14 protein-coding genes are annotated in these 17,378 nt (G+C 70.0%); 10 read left to right on the top strand and 4 right to left on the bottom strand.

Translation table 11 applies throughout. The features are described from left to right. Positions 1-107: 107 nt before the first annotated feature. Entirely contained in the window at positions 108-851 is a 744-nt protein-coding gene (locus E8A74_RS54010; protein WP_211365402.1) for a hypothetical protein, read from the bottom strand. A 631-nt stretch (positions 852-1,482) separates the two neighbouring features. Between E8A74_RS54010 and E8A74_RS20020 the strand changes: the two genes are divergently transcribed. From E8A74_RS20020 to tssD, 7 genes are all read left to right on the top strand, one after another. Next, positions 1,483-2,325 carry a hypothetical protein gene (locus E8A74_RS20020; protein ID WP_136930635.1) on the top strand — a complete coding sequence of 281 codons (843 nt, stop codon included), beginning with the start codon at positions 1,483-1,485 and terminating at the stop codon, positions 2,323-2,325. Between the two features lie 49 nt (positions 2,326-2,374). Continuing rightward, on the top strand, positions 2,375-2,758 hold the full coding sequence (locus E8A74_RS20015) for a hypothetical protein (RefSeq protein ID WP_136930634.1): 384 nt from the start codon (positions 2,375-2,377) through the stop codon (positions 2,756-2,758). A 2-nt stretch (positions 2,759-2,760) separates the two neighbouring features. Then, positions 2,761-4,428: a protoglobin domain-containing protein gene (locus E8A74_RS20010; protein ID WP_136930633.1), complete on the top strand. Its 1,668-nt coding sequence runs from the start codon at positions 2,761-2,763 to the stop codon at positions 4,426-4,428. 7 nt (positions 4,429-4,435) lie between these two features. Further along, entirely contained in the window at positions 4,436-5,839 is a 1,404-nt protein-coding gene (locus tag E8A74_RS20005; protein ID WP_136930632.1) for a sigma-54-dependent transcriptional regulator, read from the top strand. Positions 5,840-5,907: 68 nt separating this feature from the next. Continuing rightward, a complete protein-coding gene (locus tag E8A74_RS20000) occupies positions 5,908-6,249 on the top strand; it encodes a response regulator (RefSeq protein ID WP_170229244.1) in 342 nt (113 codons plus the stop codon). 69 nt (positions 6,250-6,318) lie between these two features. After that, positions 6,319-7,158, top strand: coding sequence for an AAA family ATPase (locus E8A74_RS19995; protein WP_136930631.1), 840 nt, complete (start codon positions 6,319-6,321; stop codon positions 7,156-7,158). 350 nt (positions 7,159-7,508) lie between these two features. Next, positions 7,509-8,012 (top strand): type VI secretion system tube protein TssD, encoded by a 504-nt coding sequence (gene tssD, locus E8A74_RS19990; protein ID WP_136930630.1) that lies wholly within the window; start codon positions 7,509-7,511, stop codon positions 8,010-8,012. Between the two features lie 121 nt (positions 8,013-8,133). Here tssD and E8A74_RS19985 read toward each other — a convergent pair whose 3' ends face one another. Continuing rightward, positions 8,134-10,236, bottom strand: coding sequence for an MXAN_6577-like cysteine-rich protein (locus tag E8A74_RS19985; protein WP_136930629.1), 2,103 nt, complete (start codon positions 10,234-10,236; stop codon positions 8,134-8,136). Positions 10,237-10,370: 134 nt separating this feature from the next. Between E8A74_RS19985 and E8A74_RS19980 the strand changes: the two genes are divergently transcribed. The 3 genes from E8A74_RS19980 (at position 10,371) to E8A74_RS19970 (ending at position 13,974) form a co-directional block, all read left to right on the top strand. Next, on the top strand, positions 10,371-11,096 hold the full coding sequence (locus E8A74_RS19980) for a glycosyltransferase (RefSeq protein WP_232379660.1): 726 nt from the start codon (positions 10,371-10,373) through the stop codon (positions 11,094-11,096). Between the two features lie 190 nt (positions 11,097-11,286). Beyond that, entirely contained in the window at positions 11,287-12,714 is a 1,428-nt protein-coding gene (gene glmM / locus E8A74_RS19975; RefSeq protein ID WP_276567954.1) for a phosphoglucosamine mutase, read from the top strand. A 9-nt stretch (positions 12,715-12,723) separates the two neighbouring features. Continuing rightward, the gene (locus E8A74_RS19970; protein WP_136930627.1) at positions 12,724-13,974 is read left to right on the top strand and encodes a tetratricopeptide repeat protein; all 1,251 of its coding nucleotides are present in this window, start codon (positions 12,724-12,726) and stop codon (positions 13,972-13,974) included. Positions 13,975-13,996: 22 nt separating this feature from the next. On the opposite strand, the gene E8A74_RS19965 is transcribed toward E8A74_RS19970, so the two are convergent. Beyond that, a complete protein-coding gene (locus tag E8A74_RS19965; protein ID WP_136930626.1) occupies positions 13,997-16,132 on the bottom strand; it encodes a tetratricopeptide repeat protein in 2,136 nt (711 codons plus the stop codon). Continuing rightward, positions 16,129-17,361 (bottom strand): tetratricopeptide repeat protein, encoded by a 1,233-nt coding sequence (locus E8A74_RS19960; protein WP_170229243.1) that lies wholly within the window; start codon positions 17,359-17,361, stop codon positions 16,129-16,131. Before E8A74_RS19960 ends, E8A74_RS19965 begins: the two co-directional genes overlap by 4 nt. Between the last annotated feature and the right edge of the window lie 17 nt (positions 17,362-17,378).

The raw sequence follows: 17,378 nt of genomic DNA, 5'->3' as shown, positions 1-17,378 counted from the left end.
ATGGCGGAGACCTATTCCGTGCAGGCTGGGCGAGCCGCGCGCAGTAGAGCACAGCCGTCTGGCCTTGTCGATCCTCGTCACGTAACTGCTCGGAATGATCTGGCTTTCTACCCGATCGTTGCTCTAGGCGTTCGTCCCTTTCGTCGAGCGTGGTTGAACTCGCCGTTCAGCATCGCCGAGGCGATCGCCAGCTCGCGGACCATCCGCTCCATCGGCGTCAGGGCTTTGCCTTTGCCGGTCCCGTCCCCCTTTCCGTTGCACCCCTGCTTCGTGTCCTGGCAGCGAACCGCGCTCACGAGCGGTCGCCCTTGCCCGTGTTGGAGCTCCGGCAGCGCGCCGCCCCGATCCACCAGCGTGCATTGCGGGTCCACGCACTTCGGCGGATGCACCTCGTCACGTGAAGGCAACTGCCTCTCGTCGGACAAGATGCCCTTCTTCGGCAACACGGGGTCGCCGTTCTGCGTGGGGCTCGGATCCTCGGGCGTGGCCTCCTTCGAGCGTGGCAGGCGATATTTCTCGACGCGCTTCTCGATGCTGTCGGAATCGTCCCCGCCGCCGCCGCCGCTCCCGTCTCCCTTTGCGCTCCCGCCGCCTTTGCCGCCCCCGCCCTTCCCGCCCCCGCCCTCGCCGCCGTCCGCCCTCTCCTTCGGTGGCGGCTCCTGCTCCTTCGCCGGGGCAGGCGGAGGCGCAGGCTTCGGCTTGGGCGGAGGCGGCGGCTCGCAAGCCACGACCTTGTCGTGGAACGCCATGGGTATCGAGCCGCGGTTCTTCAGGTCCGCGCGTGGATCGAAGACGAAGAGCGGCAGGACGTCGTGGCAGTCGACGATCTGTCGAGCCGCGCGACCGAACACCGGATTGCCTTCGCCCCCAAGGCTTCGGGACCTCGCGCCTCTCCGCCACTCATAACCCTATCGCCCCCTTCCCTCCCGCCGCGCTCCCCCGCCCCGAAGGCATGAGCTGCTCTCCGCTTCACCGCGCCGCGTGTACAAAATCCACCCGGTGCCCCGCCTTCGCGCGACCTTCGCCGCCCCGAAGCCTCGAAGCGCCTTCGCCCTCCGCGACCTTCGCCATGCATGGGCCTCCCGGGACCCGAGCTTCGGGCTCTCTCGCCCGCGCGTCGGCCTCCGGGAGGCCCCGCCTCGGCCGCGCCCTCTCGTCCTCGAAGCCCTGACCGGCCCACGCACGCGCGCCGCCCGCCGTCGTTTCGCGAGGTGGCGCCTCCCTTTCGGCCGCGGCGCGCGGTCGTTCGAGGCCCCCTCGCATTCGAACCGGGCGCCCCCTCGCGCATGCGAGCCCTTCAGCGGCGCTTGCATCTCCGATCGCGGCCGCGACGAGCCCCCCGAGACCCGCCTGCACGCGCGTCCTCGGCCAGACGAAACCCTCCGAGGCCCTCCTGCACGCAAGATTCCAACACGCGGAGGGCTCTCCAGGGGCCCCGTGCGGCTTGACGCGCTCGTCTTCACCGGGCGAGCATGCCCAGCCGTGTCCACGAACCACGCCGATTTCATCGATCTGAACCAATTTCCGACAGGGCGCTGCCTGTACACCTTTTATCGTGTGCATGACATCGCGCAGGCCATGCCGGCGCCCGCGATCGTGCCGCTCGTCGCCGAGGCCATCGCCGCGGGGCAAAAGACGCACGCGCTCGAGCAACGTTGGGCCACGAAGCGGAGATCGGGCAAGCCCTCCGCCAAGCAGCTCCGCGACCAGAAGGCGCTCCAGCAAGCCGACATCCGGCTCGACAAGGCCCTCTCCGGCCTGCGCGACGCGGGCGAGGCCCTCCTCAAGGGCGCCGACGAGGTCGAGGACGCGCAGCTCATCGCGGACGTCGAGCACTTCCTTCACGAGGTCTTTCCCAATGGCGTCGCGGCCGTCACGAATGCGCCGTACGACGTGGAGCTCGTCGCCGTGAAGGCGATCGTCGACAAGCTCCAGGGCGAGCTTTCGCCGGTCGTGCAGAAGCTCGGCCTCTCGCTCAACGCCGAGCGAATCGCGAACCTCGCGCAAAAGTACAAGGAAGCGCTCTCGGCCGTCGATACCCTCGAATTCGGCACCGTGAAAGCCGCGCGCGAGGCCGGACAGAATTACCTCCTGCGGATCGTCGCCAGGATCCTCGGCACATACGACGAGCCGACGGGCGACCACGCAGAAAAACGTGCCGCGCTGCTCGCGCCCGTCGTGAAGCAAAATGAGGCCATCCGACACAACATCCGCACGCGAAGGAGCACGCCGGACGTGGATCCGAAGACGGGGGAGGAGCAGCTTCCGGAGGAGGCGGCGGGTGGGAGCGGGTTGGAGGAGACGACGCCGACGAACGAGGGCTGAGCGAGAGCGCCTCACGAGGCCCGCCCGTTGCATGACGCCCGGGTCCACCATGTCGAGCAGCAAGCCCCCGCCTCGGAGCCCGCTCCCCGAGGTCCATCATCTTCCGATTCGCGTCCTCGGCAGCGGCGGCAAAGGATTGCTCGTCGAGTGCCCCCGCCGCACCAAGGAAGTCCACGTCGATCGCTGCGCCCTCTGCGCCGCATGCACCGGCCTCTCCATCCGCGATCGATACCTCGTCTGCACCGGCGCTCCCGACGCGCACGAGACCGAGGAGAACGAACCTCCACAGGCCGGCGACGCAGCCCTTGCATCCGAGGCGCAAGCTTTGCGCCACCGCGGCGTCCGGATCGGCTGGTTCGGCGCGGACCTCCCCTTGATCGAAGGCAGGATCGAAGGCAACGTGGACGACGGCTCGTCGCCCGAGCCGCCGTGATCATGGATCGGAAGGCTGCGTCTCCTCCTACCCGCGCGGAAACGGACGAAAGCCTGGTCCAGGAGCTCCTGCGGTACGTGCGCTTCAGCGAGGAGGACGCGCGCCTCCTCCGCGCGCTCCGGCCCCTCGCGGCCCCGCATTTCGAGCGCATCGCCACCGCCTTCTACGACCGCATCCGCGAGCACGGCGACGCGCACGACGTCTTCACCGGCGAGGCGCAGATCAAGCGGCTCCAGGGCTCCATGGTCCGCTGGATGGATCGGCTCTGCACAGGCCCGCACGACGAGGCGTACTTCAAGAAGACCCTCGAAATCGGCCGGATCCACGTCCAGATCGGCCTCCCGCAGCGCTACATGTTCACCGCGATGGCGCTCATCCGCGTCGCGCTCCTCCGCGTCGCCGACGACACCATGGGCGACGACGCGCGGGCCTGCCGCGAGGCGCTCGACCGCGCCCTCGACCTCGAGCTCGCGGTCATGCTCGAGAGCTACCGTGATCATTTCCTCGCGCGCACGCAGCAGCGCGAGCGCCTCGAACGGGCCGAGGTCGACCTCGCCTTGCGCCGCACCGAGCACCGCTACATCAGCGCCGTCGAGCTCGCCCGTGTCCTCGTCGTCGGCCTCGATCGCGAGGCAAAAATCCGCCTCTTCAACCGCGAGGCCGAGCGCGTCACCGGCCTCGGGCGCGAGGAGGTCTTCGGCGCGCGTTTCCACGAGGCGCTCCTGCCCGAGGCCCTCCACGAGGAGCAAGCGGGGCTCTTGCAAACGCTCCTCGACAGCCGCGACGGCCGCGCCTCGCTCGACGACGTCGAGAGCGCGGTCCGCACCCGCGCCGGCAAGATCCGCGACGTACGCTGGCACTTCGCGTATGCGCCGGGCGACGACGACGACATCGTCCTCTTCGCCGTCGGCCGCGACACGACCGACGAGAACGCGCTCGCCGCGCGGCTCCGGCAAAACGAGAAGCTCGCGGCCGTCGGCACGCTCGCCGCGGGCCTCGCGCACGAGATCAGAAACCCGCTGAACGGCGCCCAGCTCCACGTCACCTTCCTCGAACGAGGCCTGCGCAAGAGCAGCGCCGACGGCGAGCAGCTCGAAGCCGTCCACATCGTGGGCGAAGAGATCAAGCGTCTCGGCAAGCTCGTCAGCGAGTTCTTGGATTTCGCGCGCCCCAAACCCCTCGAGCTCCGCCCCACGTCCGTGCGCGCCGTGTGCGAGCGCGCGGGCAAGCTCGCCGAGGCCCGCGCGATCCAGACCGGCGTCACGCTCACCCTGGAGCTGCCCACGAGCGAGCTCGTGCTCGACCTCGACACGCCCAAGATCCAGCAGGTCCTCCTGAACCTCCTGCAAAACGCGGTCGAGGCGCTCGAACCCACGGGCGGCGGCTCGGTCACGCTCCGGGCGCGGCGAAGGCCGCGGGACGTCGTCATCGAGGTCGAGGACGACGGGCCCGGCCTCGCGAGCCCCGACGCCCCGATCTTCGACCCATTTTTCTCGACGAAGCCCGAGGGCACGGGCCTCGGCTTGGCCATCGTCCACCGCATCGTCACCGACCACGGCGGCACGATCGACGTCGACAGCCACCCTGGCAGGACGATATTCCGTGTCTCGCTCCCCGTCCGCCTCGGCGCGCACGACGCCGAGGGGAACACGGGGAAGGTCCTCCCTTGAGGCTCCCATGACGGATACGAAAATCGCGGGCAAACCCAGGGCGCGCGTGCTCGTCGTCGACGACGAGGCGAGCGCCCGCTCCGGCCTCGAAAAGCTCTTGCGCCAGGAGGGCTACGCGGTCGACGCCGCGGCGGACGGCCCGAGCGCGCTGCAAATCGCCGCCGATCGCCCGCCGGACGTGGTCGTGACCGACCTCAAGATGCCGCGCATGGACGGCCTCGAGCTCTTGCAGAAGCTCCGCGCCACGTACCCCGGCGTCCCCGTGATCATGGTGACCGCGTTCGGCGAGGTCTCGACCGCCGTCCAGGCCATGCGCAGCGGCGCGGACGATTTCATCACGAAGCCCGTCGATTTCGACGCGCTGGCGTTCTCGATCGAGCGCGTGATCGAACGGACGAACCTCAAGGCCGAGGCCGAGGAGCTGCGCCGCCAGCTCCGCGAGCGCGAGGGCGAAGGGTTCGAGGGCCTCATCGGATCGAGCGCCGCGCTGCAGAAGGTCTACCGCGTCGCCAAGCAGGTCGCCCCGGCCCGCGCCACGGTCCTCATCACGGGCGAGAGCGGCACGGGCAAGGGCGAGCTCGCGCGGGCCATCCACAAGAAAAGCCCGCGCGCGAGCGGCCCCTTCATCACGCTGCATTGCGCGGCCCTCGCGGAGAGCCTGCTCGAAAGCGAGCTCTTCGGCCACGAGCGAGGCGCCTTCACCGGCGCGGACAAACGCCGCGTGGGCCGGTTCGAGCAGGCGAACGGCGGCACCTTGTTCCTCGACGAGGTCGGCGAGATCCCGCCGGCGACGCAAGTAAAACTCCTCCGCGTCTTGCAGGAGCGCACCTTCGAGCGGGTCGGCGGCAACGACCCTGTCGAGGTCGACGTCCGCCTCATCGCCGCGACGAACCGCGACCTCGCGAAGGACGTGCACGACGGCCGTTTCCGCGAGGATCTCTATTACCGCCTGCACGTCGTGCACGTCGAGATGCCGCCGCTCCGCCTGCGCGGCGGCGACGTCCTCCTGCTCGCGATGCATTTCCTCCGGCGCTTCGCGCTCGAGAACAAGAAGCGGATCGACGGCGTGACCGACCGCGCCCGCGCCAAGCTCCTCGCGCACCGCTGGCCGGGCAACGTGCGCGAGCTGGAGAACGCGATCGAGCGCGCCGTCGTGCTCTGCGAGGGCACGCAGATCGACGAGGACGACCTGCCGATCGACGTGGCCCCGCTGCCCAAGGGCGGCGTCCGCATTCCCGGCGCAACGATGGCCGAGATCGAGCGATTCGCGATCCTCTCCACGCTCGACGCGACGAACGGCTCCACGGCGAAGGCCGCCGAGATGCTCGACATCAGCGTCCGCACGATCCAGTACCGCCTGCACGAGTACGGCGTCGCCGCGAAGGAAAAAGAGAAAAAGGGCGCCGGCTGAGTGGCACGGGGTTTGTACGTCCCCCTCGCGTGGACACGCAAGAACGGCCGCGGCGACTGGTCCTTCTGGTGGACGACGACATCCGCTCGGCGCGTATCTTCGTGCGGATGCTCCGCGAAGACGGCTTCGACGTCGAGGTCGTGCACGACGGCGCCCACGCCATCGGCAGGCTCTCGCGCGCGCCCATGCCCGACGTCCTCGTCACGGACCTGCAAATGCCGTATGCCGACGGCATCGCCGTCGCGAAATACGCGCGCTCCGAAAACCCCGCGCTGCCGATCTTCATGGTGACGGGGTATCCCGAGATCGTCGCGGCCCGCGCCAAGGCATTTGATCCCGAGCCACGAATCTTCACGAAGCCGCTCGATTATCCGACCTTCGCGAAGGAACTCGATCGGTCGGGCACGTGAGCGCACGCCTTGCGCGCCGGCGCAAACCGCGCGCCCCGCGGGGGGTTTCTCCGTGCTAGGTTCCCGCCCATGACGGAGTTTCGTCGTTTCCGCGGCACCATCGGTTACCTCACGAACGAATCCCTCGAGGCCGCGGTGAACTGCGCCCTCGCGCTCGAACGTCCCCTGCTCGTGAAGGGCGAGCCTGGCACGGGCAAGACCCTGCTGGCCGAGGCCATCACGCAGACGCTCGAGACCGAGCTCATCCCCTGGCACGTGAAGAGCACGACCCGGGCGCAGGACGGCCTCTACGTCTACGACACGGTCCAGCGCCTCTACGACTCGCGCTTTGGCGACGGCGACGTGCGCGACATCCGCCGTTACATCAAGCTCGGGCCCCTCGGTCGCGCGCTCGCCGCGGAGAAACGCGTGGTCCTCCTCATCGACGAGATCGACAAGGCGGACCTCGAGTTTCCGAACGACCTCTTGCACGAGCTCGATCGCATGCGGTTCCGTGTGACCGAGACGGGCGACGAGTACGTGGCGAAGGAGCGGCCCGTCGTCGTCATCACGAGCAACAACGAAAAAGAGCTGCCGGACGCGTTCCTGCGCCGCTGCGTCTTTCACTTCATCGATTTCCCCGACCGCGAGTTCATGCGGCAGATCGTGAACGTCCACCACCCGGAGCTCGCGCGGGCGCTCGTGGATCAGGTCCTTTCGGTCTTCTACGAGATCCGCAACATGTCGCGGCTCCGCAAGCGCCCCTCCACGAGTGAGCTCATCGACTGGATCGCCGCGCTCCGCAAAGCCGGCATCGACGAGGTGAAGCTCGAACAGGCGCTCCCCTTCCTCGGCGCGCTGCTCAAAAAAGAGCAGGATCTCGTCGCGTTCGCCGATCAGCTCGCGGGCGGCCGCAAATACCGCTCCTGACGCATCGCATCCTGGATCCTTTTTTCCCCACGGTGGGACTTCGAAGATCCAGGATCGTTGCCCCACCCCCCCTCCAGTTTCACGCAATGACACGGTAGTCCTACGTCATGGCTGCGTCTTTGGGTCCTCCAACGGATGGCATGACGAATGCAATGATGCCTGGACGGCTCCCCTCGAAAAGCCGGCACGAAGTTGCTTGACGCCGGAGCGAAAACGGGGGAAAGCCGAAAGCCCGTGCACGAAGGTCTTCGGGTCTTCGGGTTCGGCTGGAAGGCCGTCATCTGCCAGCGCGCAATAAGGCGTAGACTGAGTCCAGGGGACGGCACGACCAAACGGAAGAGGTTTGCACCATGGCTCTCAATGCGTATCTCCGTCTGAAGGGGCAGAAGCAGGGCGAGATCAAGGGCTCCGTGACCCAGAAGGGTCGCGAGAACAGCATCATGGTCATCGCGGTCTCGCACGAGATCATGAGCCCCCGCGATCCGGCGAGCGGCCTGCCGACCGGCAAGCGCATGCACAAGCCCTTCATCGTGACGAAGGAGCTCGATAAGGCGTCGCCGCTGCTCTACAGCTCGCTCGTCAACAACGAGAACATCTCGGAGTGGGAGCTCAAGCACTTCACGCCGCAGGTGAAGGCGCAGCAGGGCGTCGGCACCGAGGTGAACCACTACACGGTGCGCCTGATCAACGCGAACATCGCGTCGATCAACTTCCGCATGCCGAACAACCGGAACCCCGATCTCATGAAGTACGCCGAGTACGAGGAGATCGCGTTCACGTACCAGAAGATCATCTGGACGTGGACCGAGGGCGGCATCACGGCCGAGGACGACTGGGAGACGCCGATGGGCTGATGTTGGGCTAACGCCCAGCAGAACCAACCGGGCGGCCAAACGGCCGCCCGGTTTCATTTTGTCGACCCGCAAAAACCCGGAGGGATGGGGGGGCGTCGCCCCCCACACCCTTACATCCTGCTCACCCGCCGGTGCCGGGCAGCGTGGCCGCCGAGAGCCACTGGAAGCCGTCCAGGATCGCGAGCGAGTCGTACGACGCGTCGCCCACGTCCCACAGCGCGATCCGGATCTCCACGATTTGCCCGGGGATCACGTTGCCCGCGGTCGTCAGCCAGAACGTGCCGCCGCCGACCAGGCAATCACCGTTCGATTCGAAGCCCGTGCCCATGAGCTGCGACGAGCCGAGCGAGCACGAGGTCGCGCTGACGCTCGTGTCCCAGCAGAACGGCGACGTGGCCTGGGAGTCGCACACGGCGAAGAGATTCGTGCCCTGCGCGATGTTGATCCCGATCGGCCATTTCTGGTTGCCCGACGTGAACGTCATCAGGTTCTTGTCGACCGGGTTCGGCGTCGGCGACGGCACGCCGGTCGGCGTGTCGACGAGCGCGATGAACTGGTCGTTGAAGCTCGTGCAGACGAACTCCGGGTATTCGGCCGACATGAAGTACGAGTTGAACGAGAAGGCCCGCGCGTTCGTGGGCGCCCGCAGCCGGAGGACGAGCATGACCGAGTCCTCGGCTTCCGGCGTGTTGCTCGCGTTGCAGCCCGGGGAATCCGGCAGGCCGTTCGCGGGCTTGAGCGGCAAGTTTGGCGTGGCGAACCAATCCTTGACCGAATGCTCTCCGCCGCCCGAGATCAGCACGTTGCTCACCGGCGTGTGCTCCGACGACACGTTGAAGCCCCCCGGCGCGCCGCCGTTCGGCCCCGGGTTCGTCTGCGTCGCGTCCGCGGCGATGCCGCTCGAGAGCACGACCGCGCTCTTGCCCTCCAGCACGGCCGGCGTGATGCCGCCGAAGCCCTGGCGGATCGAGGTCGCCTGCATGTCGGCGAGCGCCGAGCCGTCGGCGCGCAGGAGCTTGGCGCTGATGAGGCCCCACGTCTTCTCCGCCTTCGGCGCGTTCTCCGTCGTCACGCGGCAGATGCCGAGCGCCTTCGCGTAATCGGTCGGGGACGACGAATTCGAGACCAGCCCATCGTCGCAAGAGACCGTGTCTTCCAGGTCGAAGAGATCCGTCTTCGCGTTGCAGTTGTCGTCGATGCCGTTGCCCACGACCTCGATCGCGCCCGGGTTCACTTTCTCGGGCTCGGCGCCGCAGAGGCCGGGTTTGTCGCAACAATCACCCTCGCTCGCGAGCCACCCGTCGTTGTCGCAGTCCGTCGTCGTGCTGTCGCAGACCTGGCAGGTCCCGTCCACGCACGTCGCGCCGGTGGCGCACTTGTTACCGCACGTCCCGCAGTTCGCCGGGTCCGACGCCGGCAAGACGCAGAGCTGTCCGCATTGCAGGAACGGCGCATTGCATTCGCCGATGCTCACGCACATGCCTGCCGCGCAGAGCTGCCCCGAGGGGCACGTGTTGCCGCACGCCCCGCAATGCGCCGGGCTCGTGTCGAGATCCACGCAGCTCGACCCGCACAGGGCCGAGCCGCCGAGGCACGTGACGCCGCATTGCCCCATCGAGCAGACCTGGCCCGCGGCGCACGCCGTCCCACACGCGCCGCAATTCGCCGGATCCGTGTCGAGGTCCACGCAGGTGCCGTTGCAAGCCGTCGCGCCCACGCACGACGTCCCGCATTGCCCCGCCGAACAGATCTGCCCCTCGGCGCACGCCGTCCCGCACGCCCCGCAGTTGTTCGGGTCGTTCGCGAGGTCCGCGCAGAGGTCGTTGCATTGGGTCGTGCCGCCGAGGCACGTGATCCCGCACTGCCCCTGCGAGCAGAGCTCGCCGGCCGCGCAGGCCTTGCCGCAGGCGCCGCAGTTCGTCGGGTCGAACGCGAGGACCGTGCAGGCCTCCCCGCAGAGCGTCGTGCCGGGCCCGCAGACCGAGCCGCCGCCCTGCCCTGCGCCGCCCATCCCTGCGCCGCCCTGCCCCGGGGAGCCGCCCTGGCCCGCGGTGCCGCCCTGCCCGCCGGCCGCGTCGTCGCCGCCTCTCCCATCGCCGCCCGAGGCCGTGTCCGAGGTGCTGGTCGCACACCCCGCCCACGTCGCCGCCGCGCCCACGGCGAGCACCGTTACGAGCGTCGCGTTCTTGAAACCAAGATTGGATACGCTGGAAAATTTTGTCATGACGAACGTCCCCCGTTTGGAAGGAACGGCCTTCCTTACCAGAGTTTCCTCCGGGCGAGCGCCCTTTGTCGGCGCAGCGCACGTTTTCGCCTGGGGTTGAAATCGTCGCGCGGTTTCGCTAAAGGCGTCGCCTCGTGTACTCGGGTGTGCGTATCGCCGTGGTGATCCCGGCGTTCCGGGAAGAGGATCGGATTGCGGAGACGGTGCGGACCGTGCCTTCGTTCGTGGATCACGTCGTCGTGGTCGACGACGCGAGCGACGACGCCACCTCGGCCGCCGCGCGCGCCGCGGGGGACACGCGCCTCGTGCTCGTGCGGCACGCGGACAACCGCGGCGTCGGGGCGGCCATCTTGACCGGGTATCGCGAGGCGCGGGCGCTCGCGGCCGACGTCGCGGCCGTGATGGCGGGCGACGGGCAGATGGACCCGCTCGACCTGCCCGCCGTCGTCGGGCCCGTGGCGCGCGGCGAAGCCGATTACGTCAAAGGCGATCGCCTGCGCCACCCCTCCGTGTGGAAGGACATGCCGCTCCACCGGCTCCTCGGCACCTCGGCGCTCGCGTGGATGACGCGCCATGCGGCGGGATTGCCGTCGCTATCGGATAGCCAGTGCGGGTATACCGCGATCGGCGCGGCGGCGATGGATTGTCTGCTCCACGAGGGGATGTGGGCGCGGTATGGATACCCGAACGACTTGCTCGGCACGCTCGCCCGTCATGGACATCGCATTCACGAGGTCGCTGTAAAACCCGTCTACCGCGGCGAAGCGAGCGGGCTCCGGCCCTGGCATGTGTTCACGATTGGATACGTGGTCGGGCGCGTCGCAGCACGTCGCGCGGCGTCTTCGCTCAAATCACGCTGACCCACGCGCTCGCCATGTCTCCAACGGATCGCGCCGGATCGCCTTCTCGAATTTCTTCTCCTCCCAAAGAACCCGTTTCTCCGGACCGTCATCGAACCGCCGCCGCCTCACGCCGGCCCGAGGACCTCTCCCCGACGGACGCCTCATCTAGGGGCTAACGTTCGGCCACGTCCGCGGCTAGCGTGGCGGCGTGGCCAGGACGGAGTCGACCAGGAAAAAGGAGCAAGAGCCTTTGACCAAGAGCAGCGGACGCAAGCTCTTCGGGACGGATGGCGTTCGTGGGACCGCGAACGAACCGCCCATGACGCCCGAGATGGCGTTGCGACTCGGGCGCGCCATCGCGTTCGTCGCGCGGCGCGGAAAAGGCCGCAAGGTGCGTGTCGTCATCGGCAAGGACACGCGGCTCAGCGGCTACATGTTCGAGACCGCGCTCGCCTCGGGCATCTGCGCGATGGGCGGTCACGTCATGCTGAGCGGCCCGATCCCCACCCCGGCCGTCGCGCAGCTCACGCGGAGCATGCGCGCCGACGCCGGCGTCGTGATCAGCGCCAGCCATAACCCGTACGGCGACAACGGCATCAAGATCTTCGGCCCCGACGGCTTCAAGCTGCCGGACGCCGAGGAGGCCGCGATCGAGCGGCTCATGGAGGGCGGCGAGCTCGACGCGCTCCGCGTCACCGGCGCCGCCATCGGCGACGCCATGCGGCTCGAAGACGCGCGCGGCCGGTACGTCGTGTTCTGCAAGAACACCTTCCCCGCGCAGCTCTCGCTCGACGGCGTCAAGCTCGTCTGCGACGCCGCGCACGGCGCCGCCTACAAGGTCGCGCCGCTCGTCTTCGGCGAGCTCGGCGCGGACGTCGTCCCGCTCGGCGTGAAGCCGAACGGCCGCAACATCAACCGCGACTGCGGCGCCTTGCACCCCGACCACGTGGCCTCCGAGGTCGTGCGCAAGGGCGCCGCGCTCGGCATCGCGCTCGACGGCGACGCCGACCGCGTGATCATGGTCGACGAGAAGGGCCAGATCGTCGACGGCGACGTGATCATGGCGCTCGTCGCGCTCCGCCTGCTCCGCCAGGGCAAGCTGCCGCACGGCACCGTGGTCAGCACGGTCATGTCGAACCTCGGCCTCGAACGCGCGCTCGCGGCCGAGGGCGGCCGCGTCGAGCGCACCGCCGTCGGCGACCGGTACGTCGTCGAGGCCATGCGCGCCGGTGGCTACAGCTTCGGCGGCGAACAGTCCGGGCACCTCATCTTCCTCGACCACGCGACCACGGGCGACGGCATCGTGGCGGCGCTGCAGGTCCTCGCGATCATGCTGGAGTCGGGCAAGCCGCTCTCGGAGCTCGCGTCGCGGGCGATGCAGCGCGTGCCGCAGGTGCTGGAGAACGCCACGTTCGTGCGGCGCTTGCCGCTCGAATCGATGCAGACGATGCGGCTCGTCGTCGACCGCGTGGAGAAGACGCTCGGCGGCAAGGGCCGCGTGCTCGTGCGCTGGAGCGGCACGGAGCCGAAGCTCCGCGTGATGGTCGAGGGCGAGGACGAGGCGCTCATCGCCCGGTACGCGCAAGAGATCGTCGAGGCCGCGAAGAGTGACGTCTCGAGCGTCGCGGCGGGGTAAATTCCGCGCGTGCTCCTCCTGCTCGATGTGGTGACGCGCGCCGCGCGTCTTCTCTTGCTCGCGCTCGCGCCGCCGCTCTTCTCGCCCGAGCCCTCGCCCCCCGCAAACCCGATCGTCGCGGCCATCCTGGCCGTGCTCCTCCTCGGCGCCGTTCTCTACGGCGCCGTACGGCTCCGCGCGTGGGGGGTGCCTCGGCGGGGGTTCGCGTGGAGCGCGGCGTTCGCGTGGGTCTCCGTCGCGGCCGCGCTCGGCGCCGCGCTCTACTTCCGCGACGGCCGCGCGCCGCTCGGCCAGGGCGTGGTGTTCGTCGCGGTTCCGGCCTGGGCCTCCCTCCTGCTCGTGGCCTCGACGCTCGCGGGCGAGAAGCTCCCGCGTGTTCGCCATGCGCAGGGCTTTGCGGCCCTCGCCGTGCTCACGCTCGGCGCGCTCGTCTTTGCGTCCGCTTCGTCCTGGCTCACCTCTCCCATGCAGATGTGGTGGGAAGCGCTGCGACGCGACGGCGAGCATCCCCGCGCGATCGGCGAGCTCACGCGCAAGCCGCTCGGCGCGCGGGATTTTCTGGCGGCCCGCGCCGTCGTGGACGAGTGCTTGCGGCTGCACCCCGGGAGCTGCCGCTGCCAGGGCGAGCACGCCGAGATCGCCATCCGCGCCCGCGACTTCGTGCAGGCCGAAGGCCTCGCGCGCGCCGCCCACGAGCGTTGCCCCAGCGACGCCGCTCTGCGCGCCCTCCATGCGGAAACGCTCGGCCTGAGCGGTCAGGCCATGCAGGCCGAGGAGGCGGCCCGGCGCGCCCTCGCCCTCGGCGGCGCGGAGGCGCGGCTGCGCTACGCCCTCGCCCTCGCGCTCGCCGGTCAAGGCAAGGACGCCGAGGCGATGCGGGAGGCGAGGCGCGCCGTCGAGCTCGGGGCCGGCCGAAGCGCCGCGCTCTTCGTCGGCGCCTCGGCCCTCGTGAAGGGCGATCTCGACGAGGCCGCCCGTGCGCTCGGCCCGCTCGTCGTCGCCGAGCCGGGCGACGCCGAGGCGCAGTACGACCTCGGGCTCGTGGCCGATCGCCGCGGCGACTACAACGCCGCGCGCGCGGCCTACCTCGCGGCCCTGCGGGCGGACCCGACCTTCGCGGACGCGCGCTACAACCTCGCGCTCCTCACGTTCCGGCGCGGCGTCGTCGACGAAGCGAAGCACCACACGCAGAAGCTCCGCGAGGCGCACCCCAAAGACCCGCGCGGCGCCGAGCTCGCCCGGTCGTTGGGCCTCCAATAGTGGGAACGCAAGCCGTAGGCGCTCAAGGCTTCTGGGAAAGCCGCGCGCGCGCGGCCTCGGCGGTCTTCGTGTCGCCGATGCCCTCGGCCATGCCGAGCATCTTCGTCCAGAGCGGGCGCGCCTCGGCCGGCCGCCCGGCCTGGTCGAGCGCCGTCGCGAGCTGGAACGTCGCGCCGTAGTGATCCGGGTGATGCGCGAGCACGGCGCGGAAATGCGCCGCCGCGGCCTCGGGGTTTTTCCTGTTGTAGAGCGCGTCGAGGCCGAGCTGCATCGAGGCCGTCGGATCGTCGAGCGATAAGGTGTTGAGCTGCGCGTCGATCGCAGCCGTCCGCGCGCGGGCGTGCTCGGCCGTCTTCGTGTCGCCGATCCCGTCGGCCATCGCTGCCATCTTCGCCCAGAGCGGCCGCGCGCCGCGGGGCTCTCCGGCCTGTTCGAGCGCCGTCGCGAGCTGGTACGTCGCGCCGTAGTGATCGGGGTTTTGCGCGAGCACCTCGCGGAACCGCGCCGCCGCGAGGACGGGATCGTTCTGCGTGTAGAGCGCCGCGAGCCCGAGGTTCATCGGATCCGGCTGCGCGCCGGGGCTCCGCGGAGCGGCCGCGCGCGGGCTCGGCGGCACGGCCGGCAGGACCGCGCCGCCCGGTTTTCCGGCTGGAAGCGGGCTCGACGCTTTCCAGGCGATGACGATCGCCAGCACGCCGACCACGACGGCGCCGAGCCAGAACACCACGAAGCTCGGCCCGTCGGCCTCTTTCGGCGCGCGCGCGGCGGCCTTCGCGGCGGGCTTCTCCGAGGCCTCTTCGTCCCTGCTTTTTGCGTTGGTTTCGGGTTCCGTCACGGCGACTTTCCTCCGAACGACGAGCCCCACGAGCAGGGCCCCGAGCGCCGCGAAAAAGACGAGCGGGAAGGCGCCCGCGCCCGCACGCGCTGCGGGACCCGGCAGGGCCCCGAGCGCGCGGAGGACGTCGTACGTGGTGGGATCATAGGTGCGAAAGGTGATGAACGTCTCGTGGAACAGGGCGAGCTCGAGCACGGCCGAGGGGATCACCCAGGCCGCGACGAACGCGGCCCCGCGCGCCCGCCCGGCCCAGGGGAACGTGACGAGCGCCCACGCGGCGAGCAGGCGGAGGATCGGGTCGAGCACCACGAGGAAACGCAGGTTCTTGGGCAGCCCCGCGAACGCGGCGAGCGAGACGAGCAGGAAGGCCACGAGCCAGCGCGCGCCTCGATCGTCGCGGGGGCGCTCGGCCAGACGCGCGAGCGCGAAGGTCGCGAGGACGCAGACGATCGGCGCGAGCACGAAGAGGTCGAACAGGGGCCGGTGCGGCGGGCCGCCCTGGTACTGGATGCTGTAGTCGCCGAGGAACGAGGCCTGCGTGACGCGGAGCAGGTCGAAGAAGGCCGAACCGTCGCGGCCGAGGAGAACGAAGCCCGCGAAGAAGAGGAGCGGCGGGGCCAGGAAGAGCAGCGCCTCCGCGGCGCGGATGCGCAAACGCGAGGCGAAGACGGTCGCGGCCGCGAGGGCCGCATACGGAAAGACGAACGCCTCCTTCACGGCGAACGCGAGCGTCGCGAGGAGCACGAACAACGCCATGGGTCGAAGCCGCACGCGAAGCGACGACGGGCGTTCGTCCTGGAAGAGCCGCACGAGCGCCCACGCCGCGGCCAGGAAGACCGCGCAGTGCACCTCGTCCTGGAGCGCGCGGCGCGAGAGGGCGAGCTGGAGCGGCGACGTCACCGTGAGCGCGGCGGCGACGAGCCCTGCGCGTGGACCCACGAGGCGCGCGCCGAGCAGGTACGTGAACACGATCGACACGATCCCCGCGATCGTCGAGAGCCACGCGAACGCGCGGCCGTCACACGGCGCGTCCGCGGCGCACGCGAGCGAGGTCATCACGAAGTAGCCCCACCGGAGCGGCGTGGGGGACGCCGCGAGATCCGCGCGTTCGAGGTGGGCCGCGACGAGCCGCGGGTACGCGGACCACCCCTCGCGCAGGAGAAACTGCGTCGAGGAGACGTAGTAGGCCTCGTCCGCGGGCGCATACGACGCGGCGTCGTTCCACAGGATCCGGAGCGCCGCCCCGAGCCCCACGAGCCCGAGCAGCACGGCATACGTGCGGACGAACGTCACGAGTGCCGCGCCGAACGAGCGCAGGATCATCGTTTCGCCTGGGGAGGTTTTTCCGGGGCGGCCTCGGCAGCGTTCTCCTGCGCCGCTTCGAGCGCCTCGACGCGGGCCTTCGCCTCGCGCTGGAGATCGGCGACGTGCTGCTTCTGCGGGCCTTCGAGCGGCAACCCGAGCAGCCGACGAAACGCGGCGAGCGCCTGCGGAGTGCGCCCGAGGTCCTGGTTCGCCATGCCCACGCCGAAGAGCGCCGGCGGCGCGACCGGATCGGCCACGAGCACCCCTTCGAGCACGTCGAGCGCCGCGACCGACTTCTTCCGCCGCGCCAGCGTGAACCCGAGCGCGATCGACGTCCCCACGTCGGGCCGGAGCTCCAAGGACGCCCGGAGCGCCCGCTCCGCCTCGTCGAGGTTGCCCGCGCCGAGCAGCGCCTGCCCGAGCAGGCCGAGCGCCTCCGGGCTCCGCGGATCCATCTGCGCCGCGCGCTGAAGATCCGCCGCGGCCTCGGCGTGTTTGCCCTGCTGCAGGCGCGTTTGCCCCAGCGCGAGCCGCGTCCCGAAATCGTCCCCCGCCTCCAGCGCCGCCACGAACCGCTCGATCGCGCCGGGCGCGTCCCCTTCGGCGAGCTTGATCTTCCCGAGCCCCGCGAGCGGCCCGGCCGCCCCGGGCCGCAACACGAGCGCCCGCTCCAGCGCGACCTTCGCCTCCGCCGCGGCCTCCGGCCTTCCGACGAGCAACGCGCCCAGCGCCGCGTGCGCCACGTACGCATTCGGATCGGCCTTCACGGCCTCGGCGAGCTTCAGCCGCGCGCCTTCCCGGTCCCCGCGCCGCGCGAGCACGTTCCCGAGCGCGGTCAGGCACACGGCTTCGAGGCCCTTCTCCGTCCCGCGCAAAAACTCCGCCTCGTATGCCACGTCGTCCAGCGCGTCCGCGGCGACCCGCGCCGGGCTCTCGGCCATGAGGGAGACACGCGCCCGCATCTGCGCCCGTTGCACGCGCGCATCGTGCGGCGCGAGCTCGTGCGCGTGGGCGTACGCGGCGAGCGCCTCCCCGTACCGCCCCTCCGCGAGCGCCTGATCCCCCCGGCCGAGGTGTGTCACGGCGAGGTCGGGCAGCGCGTCGCACCCCCCGGCGAGCGCCACGACCAGCAAAAAAGGCCGCAAGACGGCTTGGCAAGCCGCGGCGCGAGCGGCGATTCGGCGATCCATGGGCCTGCCGTTGTACTCCGCCGGGTCGCCCTCGCGGAAGCGCGTCGCGTCTGCCACGCGGCTTGACAGCCCAC

This window comes from Polyangium fumosum (assembly GCF_005144585.1).
Taxonomy (GTDB): Bacteria; Myxococcota_A; Polyangia; order Polyangiales; family Polyangiaceae; genus Polyangium; species Polyangium fumosum.
This window is presented reverse-complemented; position numbering and strand designations above follow the sequence as displayed.

Bases quoted from the DNA above. Each gene is read 5' to 3' on its own strand.
- E8A74_RS20015 (WP_136930634.1), top strand. From the start codon at position 2,375: ATGTCGAGCAGCAAGCCCCCGCCTCGGAGCCCGCTCCCCGAGGTCCAT.
- E8A74_RS20010 (WP_136930633.1), top strand. From the start codon at position 2,761: ATGGATCGGAAGGCTGCGTCTCCTCCTACCCGCGCGGAAACGGACGAA.
- E8A74_RS20005 (WP_136930632.1), top strand. From the start codon at position 4,436: ATGACGGATACGAAAATCGCGGGCAAACCCAGGGCGCGCGTGCTCGTC.
- E8A74_RS19995 (WP_136930631.1), top strand. From the start codon at position 6,319: ATGACGGAGTTTCGTCGTTTCCGCGGCACCATCGGTTACCTCACGAAC.
- tssD (WP_136930630.1), top strand. From the start codon at position 7,509: ATGGCTCTCAATGCGTATCTCCGTCTGAAGGGGCAGAAGCAGGGCGAG.
- E8A74_RS19985 (WP_136930629.1), bottom strand. From the start codon at position 10,236: ATGACAAAATTTTCCAGCGTATCCAATCTTGGTTTCAAGAACGCGACG.
- E8A74_RS19965 (WP_136930626.1), bottom strand. From the start codon at position 16,132: ATGATCCTGCGCTCGTTCGGCGCGGCACTCGTGACGTTCGTCCGCACG.